Origin of the sequence: Caldovatus sediminis, assembly GCF_014644455.1 — a bacterium.
GTDB lineage: Bacteria > Pseudomonadota > Alphaproteobacteria > Acetobacterales > Acetobacteraceae > Caldovatus > Caldovatus sediminis.
In genome coordinates this window covers 474,357-494,120 of the sequence record NZ_BMKS01000001.1, presented here as the reverse complement: position 1 = coordinate 494,120, position 19,764 = coordinate 474,357, and the positions used below count along the sequence as shown (strand labels likewise).

Genomic DNA, 19,764 nt, shown 5'->3' with positions numbered 1-19,764 from the left:
CGCTTGCGCTGCCGACCTCCGCGCCCGATGCCGGTGAAACCTTCCCGCCTGCCGCCCGCGCGGCTGGCGCCGCTGGCCGGCGCCTATGCCGCCGTGCAGCGGAACCGCCGCCAGCGCCTGCTGCTCGCCCTGGGGGTGCTGACGGCGCTGACGTTCCTCAGCGCCTGGGTGGCGCAGGTGGATCTGCCGCGGCTGCTCACCCATATCAGCCGCTTCTTCGGCTATTTCGACCGGCTGCTGACGCTCGAAGGCGGCGACGCCGCCGGCCAGCGGGTGTGGACGGATCCCGGCGAGTGGTTCTGGGGCCTCCACCGCTGGCTGCCGCTGCTCGCCGACACGGTGCTGATGGCGGCGGTCGGCACGCTGCTCGGCACGGCGGCGGGCGCGGCGCTCGGCTTCGCCTCGGCCGGCAACATGGTGCGCAACCCCTGGCTCCGCCACGCGGCGAAGCGCCTGCTGGAATTCTGCCGCACCGTGCCGGAGATCGTCTTCGCGCTGATCTTCGTCCTCGCCTTCGGCCTGGGGCCGTTCCCGGGCGTGCTGGCGATCGCCGTCCACAGCCTCGGCGGGCTCGGCAAGCAGTTCTCCGAGGCGGTGGAGAACATCGACATGAAGCCGGTGGAAGGCGCGATCGCCGCCGGCGCCGCCTGGCCGGCGATGGTGTGCTTCGGCGCGCTGCCGCAGGTGCTGCCCAGCCTGGCCAGCTACGCCCTGCTGCGCTTCGAGATCAACGTGCGCGGCGCCTCGGTGCTCGGCTTCGTCGGCGCCGGCGGCATCGGCCAGGATCTGCTCGAGGCGATCCGCAAGTTCCACTACAGCGACGTCTCGGCGCTGCTGGTGCTGATCATCGCCACCGTGGTGGTGATAGACCTGCTGACCGGCCGGCTGCGCGCCCGCCTCGCCGGGATGGAGCGGGCGGCATGAGCAGCGCGCTCCGCGAGATCGCCCTGGCCGACCTGCCCGGCCTGCGCGCCCGCCATCCGCGGCAGTTCCGCCTCCTCACGCCCGGGCGGCTGCGCGCCGTCGCGGCGCTGCTGGCCGTCGCGGCGCTGCTCGCCCTCGGCCTGTGGCGGATGGAGATCGAGCCGGCGCGGCTGCTGACCGGCATCGGCCAGTTGCTGCATTTCCTGCGGCTGATGCTGCCGCCCGACCCCGGCGGCTGGGCGCAGCTGCGGATGATGCTGCAAGGGCTCGCGGAGACGCTGGCGATCGCCTTCCTCGGCACGCTGCTGGCGGCACTGCTCGCCTTCCCGCTCGGCTTCCTCGCGGCACGCAACGCCACGCTGCACGGCGTGGTGCGCTTCGCCTCCCGCCGGCTGCTCGACGGCATCCGCGGCGTGGACGCGCTGATCTGGGCGCTGATCTGGATCGGCATCGTCGGCCTCGGCCCCTTCGCCGGCGTGCTGGCCATCGCCACGGCCGACATCGGCACCTTCGGCAAGCTCTTCTCCGAGACCATCGAGGCCGCCGACCGGCGGCCGGACGAGGGCGTCACCGCCGCAGGCGGCGGCGGACCGCATCGCATCCGCTTCGCCGTGCTGCCGCAGGTGCTGCCGGTGATGGCCGGGCACGTCCTCTACCTGTTCGAATCCAACACCCGCTCCTCGACCATCATCGGCATCGTCGGCGCCGGCGGCATCGGCCTGCAGCTGGCGGAGATGATCCGCACGCTGGAATGGCAGGCGGTCGCCTTCATCCTGGTGCTGATCCTGCTGGTCGTGGCGGCGATCGATGCGCTCTCCGGCCGGCTGCGCGCCGCCATCATGGGGAGAGGCGAGGAACCCCGCGCATGAGTCCCGATACGCTCCTGGCGGCCCTGCCGCCGGCCACCGCCGCCGCGCCCCTGCTGCTGGCCAATGCCCGCCTCGTGCTGCCGGAGGCGGTGGTGCACGGCTGGGTGGCCGTGGCCGACGGCCGCATCCTCGCGCTGGGCGAGGGGCGGGCGCCGGAGGCCGGGCTCGACCTCGACGGCGACTTCCTGCTGCCCGGGCTGGTCGAGCTGCACACCGACCACCTGGAGAGCCACGTGCAGCCGCGCCCCCGGGTGCGCTGGGACCTGCTCGGCGCGGCGCTGGCCTACGACTCGCAGATCGCCGCCGCCGGCATCACCACGGTCTTCGACAGCCTGCGCGCCGGCCTCGACGAGGGCGGCGGCCTCGGCGGCGAGGTGCACGACATCGCCGCGGCGCTGGACCGGGCGCGCCGCGACCGGCTCTTCCGCGCCGAGCACCTGACCCATATCCGCTGCGAGGTGCCGGCGCCGGGCGTGGTGGAGGCGGTGGAGCAGCTCGCCGCGGAGGTACCGGTCGGGCTGATCTCGCTGATGGACCACACGCCCGGCCAGCGCCAGTTCCGCGACATGGAGCGCTACTACGTCTACGCTGCGCGCCACGGCGGCCTGCGCCACGAGCTGGAGGCGCGGGCGGAGGAGAAGAAGCGGGTCGCGGCGGCGCGGATCGCGGTGAACCGCCCGGCGCTGATCGCCTTCGCGCGGGAGCGCGGCATCCCCCTCGCCAGCCATGACGACACCACCCCGGCGGACGTCGAGCAGTCGGTGCGGGAGGGGGTGGCGCTGGCGGAATTCCCGACGACGGTCGAGGCGGCGGAAGCCTGCCGCCGCCATGGCATCGGCGTGATGATGGGCGCGCCGAACCTCATCCGCGGCGGCTCGCATTCCGGCAATGTGTCGGCAAAGGCCCTGGCGGAGGCCGGGCTGCTGGACATGCTGTCCTCCGACTACGTCCCGGCGAGCCTCCTGCTGGCGGCCTTCCGCCTGCCCGGCCTGGTGCCCGCCATCGCCCTGCCGCGGGCGGTGGCGATGGTCACCAGCGCCCCGGCCCGCGCCACCGGCCTGCACGACCGCGGCGCGATCGCGCCCGGGCTGCGCGCCGACCTCGTGCGGGTGCGGCTGTGCGGCGACGTGCCGGTGGTGCGCCAGGTGTGGCGCGCCGGCGAGAGGGTGGTGTGATGCCGGGCGGCTTCGTGCTGGTGGTCGGCCCCAGCGGCGCCGGCAAGGACACGCTGATCCGCCTGGCGCGCCAGGCGCTGGCCGGCGACGCGCGTTTCGTCTTCGCCCGGCGCGTGGTCACCCGCGAAAGCTCCGCCGCCGAGGAGCACGACAGCCTGGGCCCCGCGGAATTCGCCGCTGCCGAGGCGGCAGGCGGCTTCTGCCTCTCCTGGCGGGCGCATGGCCTGAGCTACGGCATTCCGGCCGCGGTGGCGGCGGCGGTGCGGCGGGGGGCGGTGGCCGTCTGCAACGTCTCGCGCGGCGTCGTCGGCGTCGCGCGCGCGCGACTGCCGGCGGTGAGCGTGGTGCAGGTCACCGCGCCGCCCCTCGTGCTGGCGGCGCGCCTCGCCGGCCGCGTCCGGGCGAGCGACGGCGACCTCGCCGCCCGGCTGCGCCGGGCGGTGCCGTTGGAAGGCCCCGCCCCGGACGTCACCATCCGCAACGACGGCACGCCGGAAGCGGCCGCCGCGATCCTGCTGGCGCACCTGCGCGCCCGGGCGGACGCGGCCTCGGAGGCCATGCCCGCATGACCGCGCATCGCGACCCCGCCACGCGGACGCTTGGTCCGCAGGCGCGGATAGACCCGAGCGCGGTCGTGCGCGACAGCCGCATCGGCGCCTGGTGCGAGGTCGGCGCCCGCACCCGCATCGCCGAATCCCGCATCGGCGACTACAGCTACGTGGTGCACGACAGCGAGATCATCTACCCCGAGATCGGCCGCTTCTGCTCCATCGCCGCGCATGCCAGGATCAATCCCGGCAACCATCCGCTGCAGCGCGTGGCGCTGAGCCATTTCACCTACCGCTCCTCGGCCTACGGCCTCGGCGAGGACGAGGCCGAATTCTTCGACTGGCGGCGCGCGCAGAAGGTGACGCTCGGCCATGACGTCTGGGTCGGGCATGGCGCCATCATCCTGCCCGGCGTCGCGGTCGGCTGCGGCGCGGCCATCGGCGCCGGGGCCGTCGTCTCCAGGGACGTGCCGGATTTCGCGGTGGTGGCGGGCGTGCCGGCCAGGCTGATCCGCTACCGCTTCGCCGAGCCGCTGCGCGCGGCGCTGCTGCGCATCGCCTGGTGGCACTGGACGCACGAGCAGCTGCGCGAAAGGCTCGCCGACTTCCGCGCGCTAGACGCCCTCGAATTCTGCAGACGCTATGACCCTGCGGCCTGAGGCGACGATCGGCCGCGTCCCGCGCCTCGGGCCCGCGGCAAGCGTCCGCGCCGATCGCCGCGGCGAGCCGGCCGGACGCCGGCCGCCGATGACGCGGCGCGCCAGCCAGACGAACCCGCCACGGACCAGCCGATGCACGACACTCCGCCCTCCCCCGCCGGCACGGCGGCCGACCCGCAGCGACAGCGCTGGATGGCCGTGCTGGCGCGGGCCGACGCAGCCGCGATCGCCGCGCGGCTGGAAACGCTGACGCCGCCCCCGCCGCACCGCCGCCTGCGCGGGCCGGAGGCCGGGCTGGTGATGGTGCGCGGCCGCCTGGGCGGCGACGGCGCGCCCTTCAACCTCGGCGAGATGACCGTGACGCGCTGCACGGTGCAGCTCGAGGGCGGCGCGGTGGGTCACGCCTATGTCGCCGGGCGTGACGCCCGCAAGGCGGAGCTCGCCGCGCTGCTCGACGCGCTGCTGCAGGACCCCGCCCGGCGCGAGGTCTTGCTGGCGACGGTGATCGAGCCGCTCGCCGCCGCCCAGGCCGCGGCCGCGGCGCGGGAGGCGCGCCGCGCGGCGGCGACGCGGGTGGAGTTCCTGACCATGGTGACGACGCGATGACCCTTTCCCCCGGTTTCGCCGATCCGGTCGCCGAGGCGCAGCAGTCCTTCCGCGCCATCCTGGCGGCGCTCAGCCGCCCCGGCCGCGTGCAAAGCCTTGGCGCCGGGCTGCGACCGCCGGCGCCGTTGCTGCCGGCCGCCGCCGCGGTGCTGCTGACGCTGGCCGATGCCGACACGCCGCTCTGGCACGATGCCGGCGCCGCCGCCGACGCCTGGCTGCGCTTCCATTGCGGCAGCCCGGCGGCCGGCCGTCCCGGCGAGGCGCGCCTCGTGCTCGCCTGCGGCGCCCCGCCGCCGCTTTCCGAGCTGGACGCGGGCAGCGACGAGGCGCCGGAAGACTCCGCCACCCTGCTCGTCCAGGTCGCCGGCCTGGCCGAGGGGAGCGGCTGGCGCCTCACCGGCCCCGGCATCGCGCAGGAGCACCGGCTGCTGGTGGAAGGGCTCCCGTCCTGGTTCCCGGCCGCCTGGGAGGCGCAGCGCCGCGGCTTCCCGCGCGGGGTGGACGTGCTGCTGTGCGCCGGCACGCGGATCGCCGCCCTGCCGCGCGGCATCGCGCTGGGGCAGGGCTGAGCCGATGTACGTCGCGGTGAAGGGCGGCGAGAGGGCGATCTCCCACGCCCACGCCTGGCTGGCGGCGCTGCGTCGCGGCGAGGCGGCCGTGCCGGAGCTGGAGCTGGCGCAGATCCGCGAGCAGCTCGGCCTGGCGGTGGACCGGGTGATGGCCGAAGGCGCCTGCCACGATCCGGACCTGGCGGCGCTGGCGATCAAGCAGGCCTGCGGCGACCTGATCGAGGCCGCCTTCCTGCTGCGCGCCTACCGCACCACCCTGCCGCGCTTCGGCGCCTCGCTGCCGCTGGACACGGCGCGGATGCGGCTGTGGCGGCGGGTCAGCGCCACCTACAAGGACCTGCCCGGCGGCCAGTTGCTGGGTCCGACCTTCGACTACACCCACCGGCTGCTCGATTTCTCCCTGGCGGCGCCTGGCGCGCCGCCACCGGCGCCGGCCGAGGAGGCATGCGCCGCCGCGGCCGCGGCGCCGCGGGTCAGCGACCTGCTGGCCGACGAGGGGCTGATGCAGCCCGAACCGCGCGCCGAGTCCGAGCCGCCCGACCTGACGCGCCAGCCGCTCGCCTGTCCGGCCGCGCGGCCGCTCCGGCTGCAGGCCCTGGCGCGCGGCGACGAGGGCTTCCTGCTGGCGCTCGGCTATTCCACCCAGCGCGGCTACGGCAACGCCCATCCCTTCGTCGGCGAGATCCGCCAGGGCGCCGTCGCGGTCGAGTTCACCCCGCCGGAGCTCGGCTTCCCCGTCCAGATCGGCGAGATCACCGTCACCGAATGCCAGATGGTCAACCAGTTCCTCGGCTCGAGGACGGAGCCGCCGCAGTTCACCCGCGGCTACGGCCTGGTCTTCGGCCGCGGCGAGCGCAAGGCGATGGCCATGGCGCTGGTCGACCGCGCGCTGCGCGCCGGGGAGCTTGGCGAGGAGGTGACGGCCCCGGCGCAGGACCAGGAGTTCGTCCTCTACCACGCCGACAACGTCGAGGCGACCGGCTTCGTCGAGCACCTGAAGCTGCCGCACCACGTGGACTTCCAGAGCGAGCTGGAAAACCTGCGCGGCATCCGCGCCGCCGCGCAGGCGGCGGCCGCAACCCTGCCGGAGGCGGCGGAATGACCGAGACGGGCTACAACTTCGCCTATCTGGACGAGGCGACCAAGCGGATGATCCGCCGCGCCATCCTCAAGGCGGTGGCGATCCCCGGGCACCAGGTGCCCTTCGGCGGGCGGGAGATGCCGCTGCCCTACGGCTGGGGCACCGGCGGCATCCAGGTGACGGCCAGCCTGATCGGCCGCGACGACGTGCTGAAGGTGATCGACCAGGGCGCCGACGACACCACCAACGCCGTCTCCATCCGCCGCTTCTTCGCCCGCGTCGCCGGCGTCGCGACCACCGAGAGGACGGCCGCAGCGACGATCATCCAGACCCGCCACCGCATCCCGGAAACCCCGCTGCGCGAGGGCCAGATCCTCGTCTACCAGGTGCCGATGCCGGAGCCGCTGTTCCGGCTGGAGCCGCGCGTCGCCGAGACCCGGCGCCTGCACGCGCTCGCCGACTACGGGCTGATGCAGGTGAAGCTGTACGAGGACATCGCCCGGCTCGGCCACGTCGGGCTGTCCTACAACTACCCGGTGATGGTGAACCATCGCTACCTGATGTCGCCCTCGCCCATCCCGGCCTTCGACAACCCGAAGATGCACCGCATGCCGGCGCTGCAGGTGTTCGGCGCGGGGCGGGAGAAGCGGATCTACGCCGTGCCCCCCTATACCGCCGTGCACAGCCTGGATTTCGAGGACCATCCCTTCCGCCCGATCCGCGCCGATGCGCGCTGCGCCCTGTGCGGCAGCGACGCCAGCTACCTGGACGAGGTGGTGACCGACGACGCCGGCGGACGGCTCTTCGTCTGCTCCGACACCGACTACTGCGGCGAGCGCCAGGCGCGGCAGCGGCGGGGGGAGGCGGCATGAACGGCCCCATCCTCGCCGCGCGCGACCTGCATCTGGCCTTCGGCGGCCTGCGGGCGCTCGACGGCGTCAGCCTCGATCTCTGGCCGGGCGAGGTGGTGGCGATCGTCGGCGAATCCGGCTCCGGCAAGTCCACCCTGCTGCGCGTGCTGGCCGGACAGCTCCGGCCGCAATCGGGCCAGGTGACCTATCGCGATGCCGAGGGCGTGGCGCATGCCGTGCAGAGCCTGTCGGATGCCGCGCTGCGCCGGCTGAGCCGCGCCGAGTGGGGCTTCGTCCACCAGAGTCCGCGCGACGGGCTGCGCCTCGGCGTCTCGGCCGGCGGCAACATCGGCGAGCGGCTGATGGCCCTGGGCGCCCGCCACTACGGCCGGCTGCGCGAGACCGCCGAGGCCTGGCTGCGGCGCGTCGAGATCGATCCCGGCCGGCTGGACGACCTGCCGCGCGCCTTCTCCGGCGGCATGCAGCAGCGCCTGCAGATCGCCCGCGCCCTGGTGACCGGTCCGCGCCTGGTCTTCATGGACGAGCCGACCGGCGGGCTCGACGTCTCGGTCCAGGCGCGGCTGCTCGACCTGATCCGCGCCCTGGTGGCGGAGCTGGACCTCGCGGTGCTGCTGGTGACGCACGACATCGCCGCGGCGCGGCTGCTCGCCCACCGCATCCTGGTCATGCGCCGCGGCCGCGTGGTGGAAGCCGGGCTCGCCGACCGCGTGCTGGACGACCCGCAGCACGAATACACGCAACTGCTCGTCAGCTCGGTGATCGCGGCATGACCGACTGGGCGCTCCGGACCGAAGGCCTGCGCAAGGAGTTCCTGCTGCACCTGCAGGGCGGCGTCCGCATCCCGGTGCTGGACGGGGTGGGGCTCTCGGTCGCGCCCGGCGAATGCGTGGCGCTGCACGGGCCTTCCGGCGCCGGCAAGTCCACGCTGATGCGCTGCCTCTACGGCAATTACGGCGCCGGCGGCGGCCGCATCCTCCTGCGCCATGGGGGGCGGACGCTGGACCTCGCCGCCGCCGACGCGCAGGAGGTGCGCGCGGTGCGGCGCGAGACCATCGGCTACGTCTCGCAGTTCCTGCGCGTGATCCCGCGCGTGCCGGCGGTGCAGGTGGTGGCGGCGCCGTTGCGCGCCCGCGGCGTGGCCGAGGCGGAGGCGCTGGCCCGGGCGGCGGCGATGATGGCGCGGCTCAACCTGCCGCCGCGGCTGCACGCCTTGCCGCCGGCCACCTTCTCGGGCGGCGAGCAGCAGCGGGTGAACCTGGCGCGCGGCTTCGTCGCGCCCTGGCCGGTGCTGCTGCTGGACGAGCCGACCGCCAGCCTGGACGCGGCGAACCGCGAGGTGGTGGTGGACCTGATCGAGGAGGCCAAGGCGGCCGGCAGCGCCGTGGTCGGCATCTTCCACGACGCCGATGTGCGGGAGCGGGTGGCGACCCGGCTGTTCGAGGTGCGGCCGGCCGCATAGGCGGGGGAATCGACCATGCGCGCGGCCCTCTACTGGGCGCCGGAACGCTCGGACCCGCTGCATGCGCTGGGCAGCCGCTGGTTGGGGCGCGACGCCGAGACCGGGGCAGTCGTGCCGCAGCCGGCGATCCCTGGCCTGGACCTGGCGGCGCTGACCGAAGAGCCGCGGCGCTACGGCCTGCACGCCACGCTGAAGCCGCCCTTTCGCCTCGCCGCGCCCTGGCCGGAGCTGCATGCCGCGGCCGCGGCCCTGGCGGCGCGGACCCGGCCCTTTCTGCTGCCGCCGCTGCGCGTCGCGCCGCTGCACGGCTTCCTGGCGCTGCGCGAGACGGTGCCTTGCGCCGAGCTCCGCCGCCTTGCCGATGCCTGCGTGGTGGAGCTCGACGCCTTTCGCGCCCCGCCATCGGCCGACGAGATCGAGCGGCGGCGGCGGCACGATCTCAGCCCGCCGCAGCAGGCCCTGCTGCGGCGCTGGGGCTATCCCTACGTGCTGGAGGAGTGGCGCTTCCACGTGACGCTGACGTGCCGGCTCGCGCCGGCCGACCTGCCCGCGGTGCGGACGGCGGCCGAGGCCCTGCTGGGCGCCGCCGCGGGGCGCCCCCGCCGGGTGCGGGAACTCTGCCTGTTCGCCCAGGCGGCGCCCGATGCGCCTTTCCTGATCGCGGACCGGCTGCCGCTGCGGGGCTGACCACCCCGGCCAGCGGGGCGCCGGCGGGCATCCGCGCCCGTTCATGGGCGGCAGCGGCGCCCGGAGCAGCCTTCGCGTCCGCCCATGCCTTCGCGCTCGGTCCGGTCGCCGGCCTGGTCGGCGCCCGCGGCTGGGGGCGCGGCGCTTCTGCCGCGGCCGTCGCCCGCGCGCGGACGCCCGATCGCGGCGTCCGCGCGCGGCCCGACCGCCCGGCTTGACCCCCCGTGTCAAGGGTGCCCCAATCCGCCCGAGAGACGACACCACGGCCACGGGCGCGTCATCCGGCGCGGCCCTGGAGGGAGCGGAGCATGCACGACACCGTCATACGCGGCGGCACCATCGTGGACGGCACGGGCAAACCGGCCTTCACCGGCGACGTGGCGCTCGACGGCGATCGCATCACCCAGGTCGGCGGCAAGGCCGGCCCCGCCAGGCGCGAGATCAAGGCGGACGGCCTGCTGGTCACGCCCGGCTGGGTGGACGCGCACACGCACTACGATGGCCAGGCCACCTGGGACCCGGAACTCGCGCCCTCCTCCTGGCACGGCGTCACCACCATCCTCTTCGGCAATTGCGGCGTCGGCTTCGCCCCCGTGCGCCCGGCGGACCACGAGCAGCTCATCGGCCTGATGGAGGCGGTGGAGGAGATCCCGGGCATCGCTCTCGCCGAAGGGCTCAGGTGGAACTGGGAGAGCTTCCCCGACTATCTCGACGCATTGGAGGGGATGCGACGGACCATCGACGTCGCCGCGCAGATCCCCCACCACCCGCTGCGCGTCTATGTCATGGGCGAGCGCGCGATCAACCTCGAGCCAGCGACGGCCGACGACATCGCCGAGATGCACCGGCTGACGGAGCAGGGGCTGCGGGCCGGCGCCTTCGGCTTCACCACCTCCCGCACCAATTCCCACAAGACCCTGACCGGCGGGATGGTGCCGAGCCGGTACTCCCAGGTGGACGAGCTGATGGGCATCGGCCGCGCGCTCGGCAGGGTCGGCCACGGCGCCTTCGGCATGAACTCCGACTTCGACATCGAGGAGACGGAGCTCGAGTGGCTCACCCGGCTGGGCCTGGAGACCGGGCGGCCGATGTGGTTCCTGCTGACCGACCGCCCGACCGACACGGAGCGCTGGCAGCGGCTGATGCAGGGCGTGCGCGCCGCCCGCGCCAGGGGGGCGTACGTGACGGCGCAGGTGCCGGGGCGGCCCGTCGGCGTGCTGCTCGGCGCCGACACCGCGCTCAACCCCTTCTCGATCCGGCCCAGCTATCAGCGCCTGCTGGGGCTGCCGATCGCGGAGCGGATGGCGCGGCTGCGCGACCCCGCCGTGCGGGCGGAGATCCTGGCCGACAGGCCGGCGGAGGAGCTGGTCCAGCGGCTCTCGCAGTTCCGCCAGCACATCGTCCGCCGCTGGCACCGCATGTTCAGGCTGGGCGACCCGCCCAACTACGAGCCCCCGGCGAGCGAGAGCATCGCCGCGATCGCCGAGCGCGAAGGCCGCACCCCGGACGAGGTCGCCTACGACTACATGGCCGCCGATCCGGCGAACCTGATCTTCTTCCCGGTCACCGGCTACAACGAGGACAACCTGGAGATCACCCGCAGCATGCTGACGGACGAGGCGACGATGCTCGGCCTCTCCGACGGCGGCGCGCACTGCTCCTCGATCCTCGACGCGGGCATGCCGACCTTCATGCTCACGCACTGGGCGCGCGACCGCACGCGGGGGCCGCGGCTGCCGCTGGAATTCGTGGTGAAGCGGCAGACCAGCGAGCTGGCCCAGTTCTTCGGCATGACCGACCGCGGCGTGCTCGCGCCGGGCAAGAAGGCCGACGTGAACGTGATCGATCACGCCGCACTGCGCGTGCGGAAGCCGGAGGTCGTCTACGACCTGCCCGCCGGCGGGCGGCGCCTGGTGCAGAAGGTGGACGGCTACAAGGCCACCTTCGTCTCCGGCGTGCCGGTCTTCGAGGACGGCGCGCATACCGGCGCCCTGCCCGGCAAGCTGGTGCGCGCCGGCCGGATCTGAGCGCCTCGTGACGCCACCGGCAGCCGGCCCGGTGGCGGAAAGCCGTCCCTCAGCCTCGGCAACGGCGGCTAGGGCGCCGGCCCCGCCGCGCTGAGCGCGAGGTTCTGCTCCGCGAGATCCGCGGTCGCCGAGTCCGGGGCGAGCGCGATGGCGCGCTCCCAGTCGGCGCGCGCGCCCGCCGCGTCGCCGCGCAGCTGGCGGAGGATGCCGCGCTCGAGCAGCGCCTCGGCGTGGTCCGGGACGGCGCGCAGCAGCGCCTCGATCTCCGCCTCCGCCTCCGCGGTCCGGTCGAGGCGGCGAAGGAGCGCGGCGCGCGCGATGCGCGCCTCGGTGCGCGCGGGGTCGAGGGCGACGATGCGGGCGAGGTCCTCCAGCGCCTCCTCCGTGCGGCCGAGCTGCCCGGCCGCCCGCGCCCGGTCGGCGAGCAGCCCGGCATCGGACGGGACGAGGGCGAGCCCCGCGCCGGCGGCCCGCCACGCGCGCGCCGGATCGCCGGCCATCAGCCAGCCCTGCGTCGCCTCGGCGAGCAGCGCGGCGCGCGCGGCGGGGCCGGCGCTGGTGGCGGCGGCGAGCGCCTCAAGCCGCTCCGCCGCGCGGGCGGGTTCGTCGGCGGCGAGCAGGGCCAGGGCGAGGCAGTGCCGCGCGCCCTCCTGCGCGGCGGCGCGGCCGTCGCGTGCCGCCCAGGCTTCGGCGAAGGCGCGGGCGGCTTCGGGATCGTCGCGCAGCAGGACCAGGCAGCGGTCGTAGTCGGGCTCGCCCTCGACCAGGCGCGGCGGCTCGGGCGGGAGAGGGAGGGTTCCGCCGGCCGCCTCCCCGGCGTCGTGCTGGGCGCGCCACGGCACGCCGCCCCGGGCGAGGACGAGGAGGAGAAGCAGGAGGGACGCGGCGAGGAACGCGCCGGCGGGGCGGGGCCGGAAGAGCCGATGCGGTGGCGGCGGCATGCCACGGACTCTATGCGCCGGACCCCGCCCGCGCCATGGCGCGCTGCCGGTCGCCCGGTCCGGGCGCGCCGGTCTCGGCCCTGGCGCACCGCGCGCCGTTGCGGCAGAGGGGGGGCGATGGACGGGGCGCCACCGCATCTCCTCATCTTCGGGCTCGGCTATGCGGGCACGGCGGTTGCGCGGTGCGCGGCGAGGCGCGGCTGGAGGGTCGCGGGCACCGCGCGCGACCCGGCGCGCCGGCGCGCCGGCGCGCCGGAGGGCGTGCAGGTGGTCGCCTTCGCGGAGGCCGCGCCCGCGCTGGCGCGTGCGACGCATCTCCTGGTGACGGCGCCGCCAGGAGAGGAGGGCGATCCGGTGATCGCCGCGCATCGCGATGCGATCCTGGCCGCGCCGGCGATCGTCTGGATCGGCTATGTCTCGACCACCGGCGTGTATGGCGACCGCAAGGGCGGGCAGGTCGAGGAGATCACGCCGCCCGCGCCGACCGAAGACCGCAGCCGCAGGCGCCTCGCGGCCGAGGAGGCATGGCGCGCGCTGGCGGCGGCCATGGCGGGCCGGCCGGCGCTCGACCTGCTCCGCGCGGGCGGCATCTACGGTCCGGGGCGCTCCCCCTTCGACGCGTTGCGCGCCGGCACGGCGCGACGCGTGATCAAGCCGGGCCACGCCTTCGGGCGCATCCACCGCGACGATCTCGCGCGCGCGGTGCTCGCGGCGGCCGCGCGGCCCCCGGCGCCCGGACGCGCGCGCGTGCTGCACCTGGTGGACGACGAGCCGGCGGAACCCGCGACGGTGATCGAAGAGGCGGCGCGCCTGCTCGGCGTCGCGCCGCCGCCGGCCGTGCCCTTCGAGGAGGCGGTGCGGGCGATGTCGCCGATGGCGCGCGGCTTCTGGGAGGAGGACCGCCGCGTCGCGAACGCGCGCACCAAGGCGGCGCTCGGCATCGCGTGGCGCCATCCGACCTACCGCGAGGGGCTGCGCGCGATCCTCGCCGAGGAGGCGGCGGGCGCCTCAGCACGCGGCGGCAGAGAGCAGCGCGTCGAGCGTCCGCGTCAGTAGCGCGAGGTCCTGCGGCCGCGACAGGCGGTGGTCGCCGTCCTTGACCAGGATCACGTGCACGTCCGGCGACGCGAGCGCCTCCGCCGTGCGCAGCGAGAGGCGCCAGTCCACGTCCGGGTCCTGTTGCCCATGCAGCAGCCGCGCCGGACCGGCAAGCGGGATCGGCGCGTGCAGCACCAGGTGGCGGTTGCCGTCCTCGATCAGCGCGCGGGTGACGGGCGTCGGGTCGCCATAGGCGCTCGGCAGGCGGACGATGCCGTCGCGGGCGAGTGCCGCGCGCTGCTCCGGCGTCATGCGGCGCTCCGGCAGCTCGGCGGTGAAGTCGGGCGCGGCGGCGATGCCGATCAGGCCGGCGACGCGCCCGGGCCACCGCTTCGCCAGCAGCAGCGCGATCCAGCCGCCCATCGAGGAGCCGACCAGGACCTGCGGGCCCTCGGTGAGCCGCTCGATCAGCAGCGCGGCATCGTCGGTCCAGATCCCGATGGTGCCGTCCTCGAACCGCCCCCCGCTCGCGCCGTGGCCGGAGTAGTCGAGGCGCAGGAAGGCCTGGCCGCGCGCGGCGCAGAAGGCGGCCAGCGCCTCCGCCTTCTGCCCGGTCATGTCGGAGCGGAAGCCGCCGAGGAACACCACGCCGGGGCCGCGCCCGCGCAGGCGCCGCCAGGCGAGGGGCACGCCGTCGGGGCGCGCGAGGGTGCCGCTCTCCTCGTGCGTCATCGGCGCATGCTCCGCGGCAGGCCGCGGCGGGCGAGGCTCGCGAACAGCGCGCCGGCGCCGAAGGTCCAGGGCGGGCACTCGTCGGTGCGGTCCACCTCGTTGACCAGGGCGCCGAGGAGCGGGGTGCGGATGGTGACCAGGTCGCCCTCCCTGTGCGTGAAGCCCATGCCCGGCGCGCCGCGGTCCTTCACCGGCGAGAAGGGGGTGCCGAGGAACAGCGCCACGCCGTCCGGATACTGGTGGTGCGGTCCGATGAGCTGGCCGACGAGTTCGACCGGATCGCGGCTGATCGCGCCGATCGCGCCGCACTCCTCGAGCCGGAAGCCGTCGCGGCCCTCGATCGCGAGGAAGAGCGTGGCGCGGCGCACGTCCTCGAGCGTGAAGGAGCCGTCGAACAGGCGGATCATCGGACCGAGCGCGCAGGAGGCGTTGTTGTCCTTCGCCCGGCAGAGGAGCAGCGCCGAGCGCCCCTCCACGTCGCGCAGGTTCACGTCGTTGCCGAGCGTGGCGCCGACGATGCGCCCGCGCGCGTTCACCACCAAGACCGCCTCGGGCTCCGGGTTGTTCCAGGCGCTCATCGGGTGCACGCCGACCTTGGCGCCGAGGCCGACCGCGGCCATGGGCGGGCATTTGGTGAAGATCTCGGCGTCGGGACCGATGCCGACCTCCAGGTACTGGCTCCACCAGCCGCGCGCGACGAGGACGTGCTTGACCCGCTCGGCCTCGAGGCTGCCGGGGCGCAGGTCGGCGATCTCGTCGCCGATGATGGCGCGCACCTCGGCGCGCACCGCCTCGGCGCGCAGCGCGTCGCCGCGGCAGCGCTCCTCGATCACGCGTTCCAGCATCGAGCGCACGTAGGTCACGCCCGCGCCTTTCACCGTGGCGAGGTCCACCGGCGCCAGCAGCCAGGGCCGGTCGGCGCGGCGGGCGTCGTGCGCGGAATTCGCGATCAGCGCGGCGAGATCGAGGGCGATCGGCTCGCCGCGCGCGCGGATCGCCGCCGGGGCGTCCTCCTCCTCGAGCCAGCGGCTGACGGTGCCGAAGGCGGGGGTGAGGTCGAAGGGCTCGCCGTCGGCGATGCCGAGGACAACCGGGCCCGCCTCGGTCATGATCCGCGCGGCGTAGCTCCCTCGCGGCCAGTCCTCGGGCAGCACGGCGGTATGGTCGAGCCGCATGCGGCGGATCCTTCTGCTGCAGCGCCTGGCGGGCCGCAGGCTGCCGGCGTTGCGGTCCGCTGCCAAGGGGCGGCGGCGAGCGCCCCCGCACATCGCTCGGCACGCGCAGCGCGGGTCGGCAGCTCGCCCGCCGCGCGCTGCGCCCGGGCCGCCATGGCGGGCTGGGGTCCGCGCGCGATCAGCCCGACGCGGCCGCCGCCGCGCCGACCGCCGCCCGCCGCGGCGCGCAGGGCGCCGGGCGGACCGCGGCCTTCGGTTCCTCGCCGGGGGGAGCACCGGCGGCGGCGAGCGGCGCCTCGACCTCGCAGCGCAAGCCGTCGCGCGCGAAGTCGAGCCGCACCGTTCCGCGCAGCTCCATCGCCAGGCCGCGCTCCAGCAGCCGCGTCCCGAAGCCGCGCCGCGTGGGCGGCCCGGCGAGCGGGGGGCCGCCGCTCTCCTCCCAGCGCAGGGTCAGGACCTCCGCGCCGGGGGCCGGCCCGGCGACACCGCCGGCGGCAGCGCCTTCCGCCGGAGCCGCACGCACCGACCAGCGGACCGTGACGCGCCCCTCGGGCCGCGAGAGCGCGCCGTGGCGCGCCGCGTTCGTCGCCAGCTCGTGCAGCGCCATCGCGAGCGGGACAATGCACCGCGGGGCGAGCCGCACCGGCGGCCCGGCGATCGTCACCCGCGTCGGCACCGCGTCGCCGCTCCCCCCGCGCGCCCCGGCGTGCGGCGCCAGCGCGTGCGTCGCGAGCTCGGCGAGGTCGGCGCCGGTCCAGCCCTCCCGCGTGAGCAGCTCGTGCGAGCGCGCGAGGGCGAGCAGCCGCGACTGGAAGGCGGCGCGGGCGGCCTCGGCGGCGGGGAGATCGCCGGCCGGCCAACGCAGGGTCTGCGCCGCGATGGACTGCACCGCGGCCAGCGTGTTCTTGACCCGGTGGTTCAGTTCGCCGGCGACCAGGCGCAGCCGCTCCTCGGTGCGGCGGCGCTCGGTCGTGTCGGCGACGACGCCGAGGAACTTCACGCGGCCGTCCGGCCCGCGGTGGGGGGCGCCGCTCGCCTCCAGCCAGCGCGCCTCGCCCTTGCCGGCGGTGCGGATGCGGCACTCCACGCGGATCGGCGCCGCCTCCGCGAAGGCCCGGCGGAAGGCGGCCTCGACCCTCGGGCGGTCCTCCGGCAGGACGTGGCGCAGCATCCGGCGGTAGCTCCACCGCGTCTGCGGCCGCGGGTAGCCGAACAGCGCGTCGTGGCGCGGCGAGCGCACCACCGAGCCGCTGCGCGGGTCCATCTCCCAGGCGCCGAGGCCGCCCGCCTCCAGCGCCAGCGAGAGCCGCGCCTCCTTCTCGGCCAGGGCCGCGGCGGCCCGGTCGCGCTGCTCCGCCGCTTCGGCGACGCGGTCGAGCGCGGCGGCGAGGCGGGCGAACTCGGGCGGCGGCGCGACCAGGACGGGCGTCGCCCGCGCGCCGTACTCGCCCCTCGCCCAGTGCCTCGCCGTCTGCTGGAGCGCGCGGATCGGGGCAAGCACGAAGCGCTGCGCGCCGATCCCGGCGGCGGCGAACGAGGCGACCAGGCCGAGCGCGAGCAGCACCGCCCAGCGCCGCCCGACCTCGGCGGCGGGAGCGAGGGCGGCGGCGGCGTCCAGCGAGACCACAAGGTGCAGCGCGCCCTGGGCCGGCGCGATCTCGGGGGCCAGGGCGTAGATCCGTGGCGTCCCGTCCGGCCCGGGGGCGTCGCGGAGGAGGGCGGCACGGGGGGAATGGTACGGCAGCCGCGTGTCCGCGACCGCGCCGGACGTGCTGCCGCCCGCGGTCGGGGGAGGCGCCGTGCCGTCCGCCGGGGTGACGGCCGGGCGGAACGCCAGGAGCGCCGCGAGCGTCTCGGCGGTCTCCGTGCCGGCGCGCGGCGGTGCGTGGTCGTCGGACGAGGCCGGGTGGGCGCGGAGCCGCAGGACGACATCGCCTTCCCGGTCGAGCAGGAACAGCTCGGCGCCGGGCGGCAGGCCGATCGGGCGGAGTTGGGCGGCGATCCAGGGCAGCCCCAGCGCCGCGGCGACCACGCCGGGCGGGGGCTCCTCCGGCGCCCGGCGCACCGCCAGGGCGAGGTGGAGCGCGAGCGGAGCGCCGCCTGCGGTGCGGGCGGCGCCTGTCTCGGCCGGCTCGGGCCCGAAACCGGCGACGGCGAGACTGTCCGAGGAGAGCACGGCGTCCAGCGGGTGCAGGCCCGGTGCGCCGCCGAACCCGCCACCGGGCGGCGAGCCGATGGTGTCGCACAGGATCCGGCCGCCGCGGTCGAGGACGCCGACGCGGATCCGCTCCGGCAGGCGCTGGCCGAGGCCGTGCAACCGCGCCGCGCAGACCCCGGGGTCGCCGTCGCGGACCGCGTCGCGCACCGCGTCGCTCTCCGAAAGCACGAGCAGCGTCTGGCGCGTGCCTTCGATGACGCGCTCCAGCCGCGCCGCGGCGTTGTCGGCGATGCGGCGGGCCTGGTCGCGGGCCGCCTCGGCGTGCTGGGCGCGCAGCGCGGCCACCGCGCCGACGAGCAGCAGCGCCGCCGGCAGCAGCGCGAAGGCGACGAGAAGGAACAGGCGCTGTAGCAGCGTGGGGGGCTGGCGAAGGCGCGGCACGCGGGCGTTCTAACCGGGGCCGCCGGAAAGCCCGCCCCGCCCCGGATCGGCTTGCCCTCACAATCCCGCGACCGTTCCGCCGGCGCGGCGGAGCGCGACGGCGGGGACGGGCGCGAGTCCGGGAAGGGCGCGTCTGGACCGCCCCCGCCGGAGTGATACAAGGCGACGCAACGACCTTCTCACCCACAGGCGGAGTGGCTTGCACATGCCGGACGCGGCGAATTCGGGCGACAGTTTCGATGTCATCGTCGTGGGCGCCGGCAACGCCGCGCTCTGCGCCGCGCTCTCGGCGCAGGAGCAGGGCGCGCGGGTGGTGGTGCTGGAGCGGGCGCCGGAGGAGGAATCGGGCGGCAATTCCCGCTTCACCGCCGGCGCGATCCGCGTCGCCTACCGCGGGGTGGACGACCTGCGCGAGCTGATGCCCGACCTCACCGAGGACGAGATCGCGCAGACCGACTTCGGCACCTACACCGAGGACCAGTTCTTCGACGACATGTTCCGGGTCACGCGCAACCGCACCGACCCGGTGCTGTGCGAGATCCTGGTGCGGCGCAGCTTCGAGACGCTGAAGTGGCTGCGCGGCAAGGGCGTGCGCTTCCAGCCGATCTGGGGCCGCCAGGCCTTCAAGGTGGACGGGAAGTTCAAGTTCTGGGGCGGCCTGACGGTGGAGGCCTGGGGCGGCGGGCCGGGCCTCGTCCAGGCCGAGACCGAGGCGTGCCGGAAGCGCGGGATCGAGATCCGCTACCGCAGCCGCGCGACGCGCATCCTGACCGACGGCTTCCGCGTGCAGGGCGTGCAGGTGAAGACGCCGGGCCGCCTCTACGAGCTGCGGGCCCCGGCGGTGATCCTCGCCGCCGGCGGCTTCCAGGGCGACGCGGAGATGCGCACGCGCTACCTCGGGCCGGGCTGGGAGCTGGCGAAGGTGCGCGGCACGCGCTTCAACACCGGCGACGGGATCAAGATGGCGCTCGACATCGGCGCCTCGCCCTTCGGCAACTGGTCCGGCTGCCACGCCGTGCAGTGGGACTTCAACGCCCCCGAGTACGGCGACCTCGCCGTGGGCGACGCCTTCCAGAAGCACTCCTATCCCTGGTCGGTGCTGGTCAACGCCAACGGCCGGCGCTTCCTCGACGAGGGCGCGGACTTCCGCAACTACACCTACGCCAAGTACGGCCGCGTGGTGCTGGAGCAGCCCGGCAACTTCGCCTGGCAGGTCTTCGACAGGAAGGTGCTGCACCTGCTGCGCGACGAGTACCGCATCAAGCAGGTGACCAAGGTGCGGGCCGACACGCTGGAGGAGCTGGCGCAGAAGCTGGAGGGCGTGGACGGCAAGGCGTTCCTCGAGGAGATCCGCGCCTACAACGCCGCGGTGCGCACCGACATCCCGTTCAACCCGAACGTCAAGGACGGGCGCCGCACCGAGGGGCTCGCGATCAACAAGTCCAACTGGGCGAACACGATCGAGGAGCCGCCCTTCGAGGCCTACCAGGTCGGCTGCGGCATCACCTTCACCTTCGGCGGGCTGCGCATAGACCCGGAGACGCGGGTGCTCGACCAGGACCAGGAGCCGATCGGCGGGCTCTACGCCTGCGGCGAGCTGGTCGGCGGCATCTTCTACTTCAACTATCCGGGCGGCTCGGGGCTGATCAACGGCGCGGTGTTCGGCAAGATCGCCGGGGCGACCGCGGTCGCCGACCTGCGCCGGAACGCCTAAGGGGGCGGCCGGGCCGCCCCGGCAGGTTCCCCGCCGCGCCGCCGGCGGGGGAGGGCGCCGGCCCCGGCTGGAGCCCGGGACGCGGCTTT

The 19,764-nt window shown here is 75.5% G+C and carries 19 protein-coding genes; 15 read left to right on the top strand and 4 right to left on the bottom strand.

Translation table 11 applies throughout. The annotated features are described in order from the left end of the window. Positions 1–33: 33 nt before the first annotated feature. The 13 genes from phnE (IEX99_RS02310) (at position 34) to IEX99_RS02250 (ending at position 11,476) form a co-directional block, all read left to right on the top strand. Positions 34–924, top strand: a complete 891-nt coding sequence (gene phnE / locus IEX99_RS02310) for a phosphonate ABC transporter, permease protein PhnE (RefSeq protein WP_373285140.1) — start codon at positions 34–36, stop codon at positions 922–924. After that, complete coding sequence (phnE, locus tag IEX99_RS02305; protein ID WP_188898000.1) at positions 921–1,793, top strand: phosphonate ABC transporter, permease protein PhnE; 873 nt, start codon at positions 921–923, stop codon at positions 1,791–1,793. Before phnE (IEX99_RS02310) ends, phnE (IEX99_RS02305) begins: the two co-directional genes overlap by 4 nt. Beyond that, positions 1,790–2,968, top strand: coding sequence for an alpha-D-ribose 1-methylphosphonate 5-triphosphate diphosphatase (locus IEX99_RS02300; protein ID WP_188897998.1), 1,179 nt, complete (start codon positions 1,790–1,792; stop codon positions 2,966–2,968). Before phnE (IEX99_RS02305) ends, IEX99_RS02300 begins: the two co-directional genes overlap by 4 nt. Further along, positions 2,968–3,537, top strand: a complete 570-nt coding sequence (phnN, locus tag IEX99_RS02295) for a phosphonate metabolism protein/1,5-bisphosphokinase (PRPP-forming) PhnN (protein WP_188897995.1) — start codon at positions 2,968–2,970, stop codon at positions 3,535–3,537. Before IEX99_RS02300 ends, phnN begins: the two co-directional genes overlap by 1 nt. Further along, entirely contained in the window at positions 3,534–4,175 is a 642-nt protein-coding gene (locus IEX99_RS02290) for an LbetaH domain-containing protein (protein WP_188897993.1), read from the top strand. The genes phnN and IEX99_RS02290 overlap by 4 nt, the downstream gene beginning before the upstream one ends. Positions 4,176–4,307: 132 nt before the next feature. Continuing rightward, positions 4,308–4,781: a phosphonate C-P lyase system protein PhnG gene (gene phnG / locus IEX99_RS02285; protein ID WP_229677747.1), complete on the top strand. Its 474-nt coding sequence runs from the start codon at positions 4,308–4,310 to the stop codon at positions 4,779–4,781. After that, entirely contained in the window at positions 4,778–5,350 is a 573-nt protein-coding gene (phnH, locus tag IEX99_RS02280; RefSeq protein WP_188897991.1) for a phosphonate C-P lyase system protein PhnH, read from the top strand. The genes phnG and phnH overlap by 4 nt, the downstream gene beginning before the upstream one ends. A 4-nt stretch (positions 5,351–5,354) precedes the next feature. Beyond that, positions 5,355–6,452 (top strand): carbon-phosphorus lyase complex subunit PhnI, encoded by a 1,098-nt coding sequence (locus tag IEX99_RS02275; protein WP_188897989.1) that lies wholly within the window; start codon positions 5,355–5,357, stop codon positions 6,450–6,452. Beyond that, positions 6,449–7,303 carry an alpha-D-ribose 1-methylphosphonate 5-phosphate C-P-lyase PhnJ gene (locus IEX99_RS02270; protein WP_188897987.1) on the top strand — a complete coding sequence of 285 codons (855 nt, stop codon included), beginning with the start codon at positions 6,449–6,451 and terminating at the stop codon, positions 7,301–7,303. The genes IEX99_RS02275 and IEX99_RS02270 overlap by 4 nt, the downstream gene beginning before the upstream one ends. Further along, a complete protein-coding gene (gene phnK / locus IEX99_RS02265) occupies positions 7,300–8,073 on the top strand; it encodes a phosphonate C-P lyase system protein PhnK (RefSeq protein WP_188897985.1) in 774 nt (257 codons plus the stop codon). Before IEX99_RS02270 ends, phnK begins: the two co-directional genes overlap by 4 nt. Beyond that, a complete protein-coding gene (gene phnL / locus IEX99_RS02260; protein ID WP_188897983.1) occupies positions 8,070–8,762 on the top strand; it encodes a phosphonate C-P lyase system protein PhnL in 693 nt (230 codons plus the stop codon). The genes phnK and phnL overlap by 4 nt, the downstream gene beginning before the upstream one ends. A gap of 15 nt (positions 8,763–8,777) precedes the next feature. Next, positions 8,778–9,449 (top strand): DUF1045 domain-containing protein, encoded by a 672-nt coding sequence (locus tag IEX99_RS02255; RefSeq protein ID WP_188897981.1) that lies wholly within the window; start codon positions 8,778–8,780, stop codon positions 9,447–9,449. A gap of 308 nt (positions 9,450–9,757) precedes the next feature. Next, positions 9,758–11,476 (top strand): N-acyl-D-amino-acid deacylase family protein, encoded by a 1,719-nt coding sequence (locus IEX99_RS02250; protein WP_188897979.1) that lies wholly within the window; start codon positions 9,758–9,760, stop codon positions 11,474–11,476. Positions 11,477–11,544: 68 nt separating this feature from the next. Here IEX99_RS02250 and IEX99_RS02245 read toward each other — a convergent pair whose 3' ends face one another. After that, positions 11,545–12,417, bottom strand: coding sequence for a tetratricopeptide repeat protein (locus tag IEX99_RS02245; RefSeq protein WP_188897977.1), 873 nt, complete (start codon positions 12,415–12,417; stop codon positions 11,545–11,547). A gap of 117 nt (positions 12,418–12,534) precedes the next feature. Here IEX99_RS02245 and IEX99_RS02240 point away from each other — a divergent pair, with 117 nt between their 5' ends. Beyond that, positions 12,535–13,473 (top strand): Rossmann-fold NAD(P)-binding domain-containing protein, encoded by a 939-nt coding sequence (locus IEX99_RS02240; RefSeq protein WP_188897974.1) that lies wholly within the window; start codon positions 12,535–12,537, stop codon positions 13,471–13,473. Here IEX99_RS02240 and IEX99_RS02235 read toward each other — a convergent pair. From IEX99_RS02235 to IEX99_RS02225, 3 genes are all read right to left on the bottom strand, one after another. Next, the gene (locus IEX99_RS02235; protein ID WP_188897972.1) at positions 13,426–14,187 is read right to left on the bottom strand and encodes an alpha/beta fold hydrolase; all 762 of its coding nucleotides are present in this window, start codon (positions 14,185–14,187) and stop codon (positions 13,426–13,428) included. The genes IEX99_RS02240 and IEX99_RS02235 overlap by 48 nt on opposite strands. Further along, the gene (locus IEX99_RS02230) at positions 14,184–15,362 is read right to left on the bottom strand and encodes a fumarylacetoacetate hydrolase family protein (RefSeq protein WP_188897970.1); all 1,179 of its coding nucleotides are present in this window, start codon (positions 15,360–15,362) and stop codon (positions 14,184–14,186) included. The genes IEX99_RS02235 and IEX99_RS02230 overlap by 4 nt, the downstream gene beginning before the upstream one ends. A gap of 178 nt (positions 15,363–15,540) precedes the next feature. Continuing rightward, positions 15,541–17,961: a sensor histidine kinase gene (locus tag IEX99_RS02225; protein WP_188897968.1), complete on the bottom strand. Its 2,421-nt coding sequence runs from the start codon at positions 17,959–17,961 to the stop codon at positions 15,541–15,543. A gap of 205 nt (positions 17,962–18,166) precedes the next feature. On the opposite strand from IEX99_RS02225, the gene tcuA reads away from it, so the two are divergent. Further along, a complete protein-coding gene (tcuA, locus tag IEX99_RS02220) occupies positions 18,167–19,675 on the top strand; it encodes an FAD-dependent tricarballylate dehydrogenase TcuA (RefSeq protein WP_188897966.1) in 1,509 nt (502 codons plus the stop codon). The last annotated feature ends 89 nt before the right edge of the window (positions 19,676–19,764 follow it).

Coding starts and splice junctions, on each gene's coding strand:
- phnE (WP_188898000.1), top strand. CDS start 921: ATGAGCAGCGCGCTCCGCGAGATCGCCCTGGCCGACCTGCCCGGCCTG.
- IEX99_RS02300 (WP_188897998.1), top strand. CDS start 1,790: ATGAGTCCCGATACGCTCCTGGCGGCCCTGCCGCCGGCCACCGCCGCC.
- phnN (WP_188897995.1), top strand. CDS start 2,968: ATGCCGGGCGGCTTCGTGCTGGTGGTCGGCCCCAGCGGCGCCGGCAAG.
- IEX99_RS02290 (WP_188897993.1), top strand. CDS start 3,534: ATGACCGCGCATCGCGACCCCGCCACGCGGACGCTTGGTCCGCAGGCG.
- phnG (WP_229677747.1), top strand. CDS start 4,308: ATGCACGACACTCCGCCCTCCCCCGCCGGCACGGCGGCCGACCCGCAG.
- phnH (WP_188897991.1), top strand. CDS start 4,778: ATGACCCTTTCCCCCGGTTTCGCCGATCCGGTCGCCGAGGCGCAGCAG.
- IEX99_RS02275 (WP_188897989.1), top strand. CDS start 5,355: ATGTACGTCGCGGTGAAGGGCGGCGAGAGGGCGATCTCCCACGCCCAC.
- IEX99_RS02270 (WP_188897987.1), top strand. CDS start 6,449: ATGACCGAGACGGGCTACAACTTCGCCTATCTGGACGAGGCGACCAAG.
- phnK (WP_188897985.1), top strand. CDS start 7,300: ATGAACGGCCCCATCCTCGCCGCGCGCGACCTGCATCTGGCCTTCGGC.
- phnL (WP_188897983.1), top strand. CDS start 8,070: ATGACCGACTGGGCGCTCCGGACCGAAGGCCTGCGCAAGGAGTTCCTG.
- IEX99_RS02255 (WP_188897981.1), top strand. CDS start 8,778: ATGCGCGCGGCCCTCTACTGGGCGCCGGAACGCTCGGACCCGCTGCAT.
- IEX99_RS02250 (WP_188897979.1), top strand. CDS start 9,758: ATGCACGACACCGTCATACGCGGCGGCACCATCGTGGACGGCACGGGC.
- IEX99_RS02245 (WP_188897977.1), bottom strand. CDS start 12,417: ATGCCGCCGCCACCGCATCGGCTCTTCCGGCCCCGCCCCGCCGGCGCG.
- IEX99_RS02240 (WP_188897974.1), top strand. CDS start 12,535: ATGGACGGGGCGCCACCGCATCTCCTCATCTTCGGGCTCGGCTATGCG.
- IEX99_RS02235 (WP_188897972.1), bottom strand. CDS start 14,187: ATGACGCACGAGGAGAGCGGCACCCTCGCGCGCCCCGACGGCGTGCCC.
- IEX99_RS02230 (WP_188897970.1), bottom strand. CDS start 15,362: ATGCGGCTCGACCATACCGCCGTGCTGCCCGAGGACTGGCCGCGAGGG.
- tcuA (WP_188897966.1), top strand. CDS start 18,167: ATGCCGGACGCGGCGAATTCGGGCGACAGTTTCGATGTCATCGTCGTG.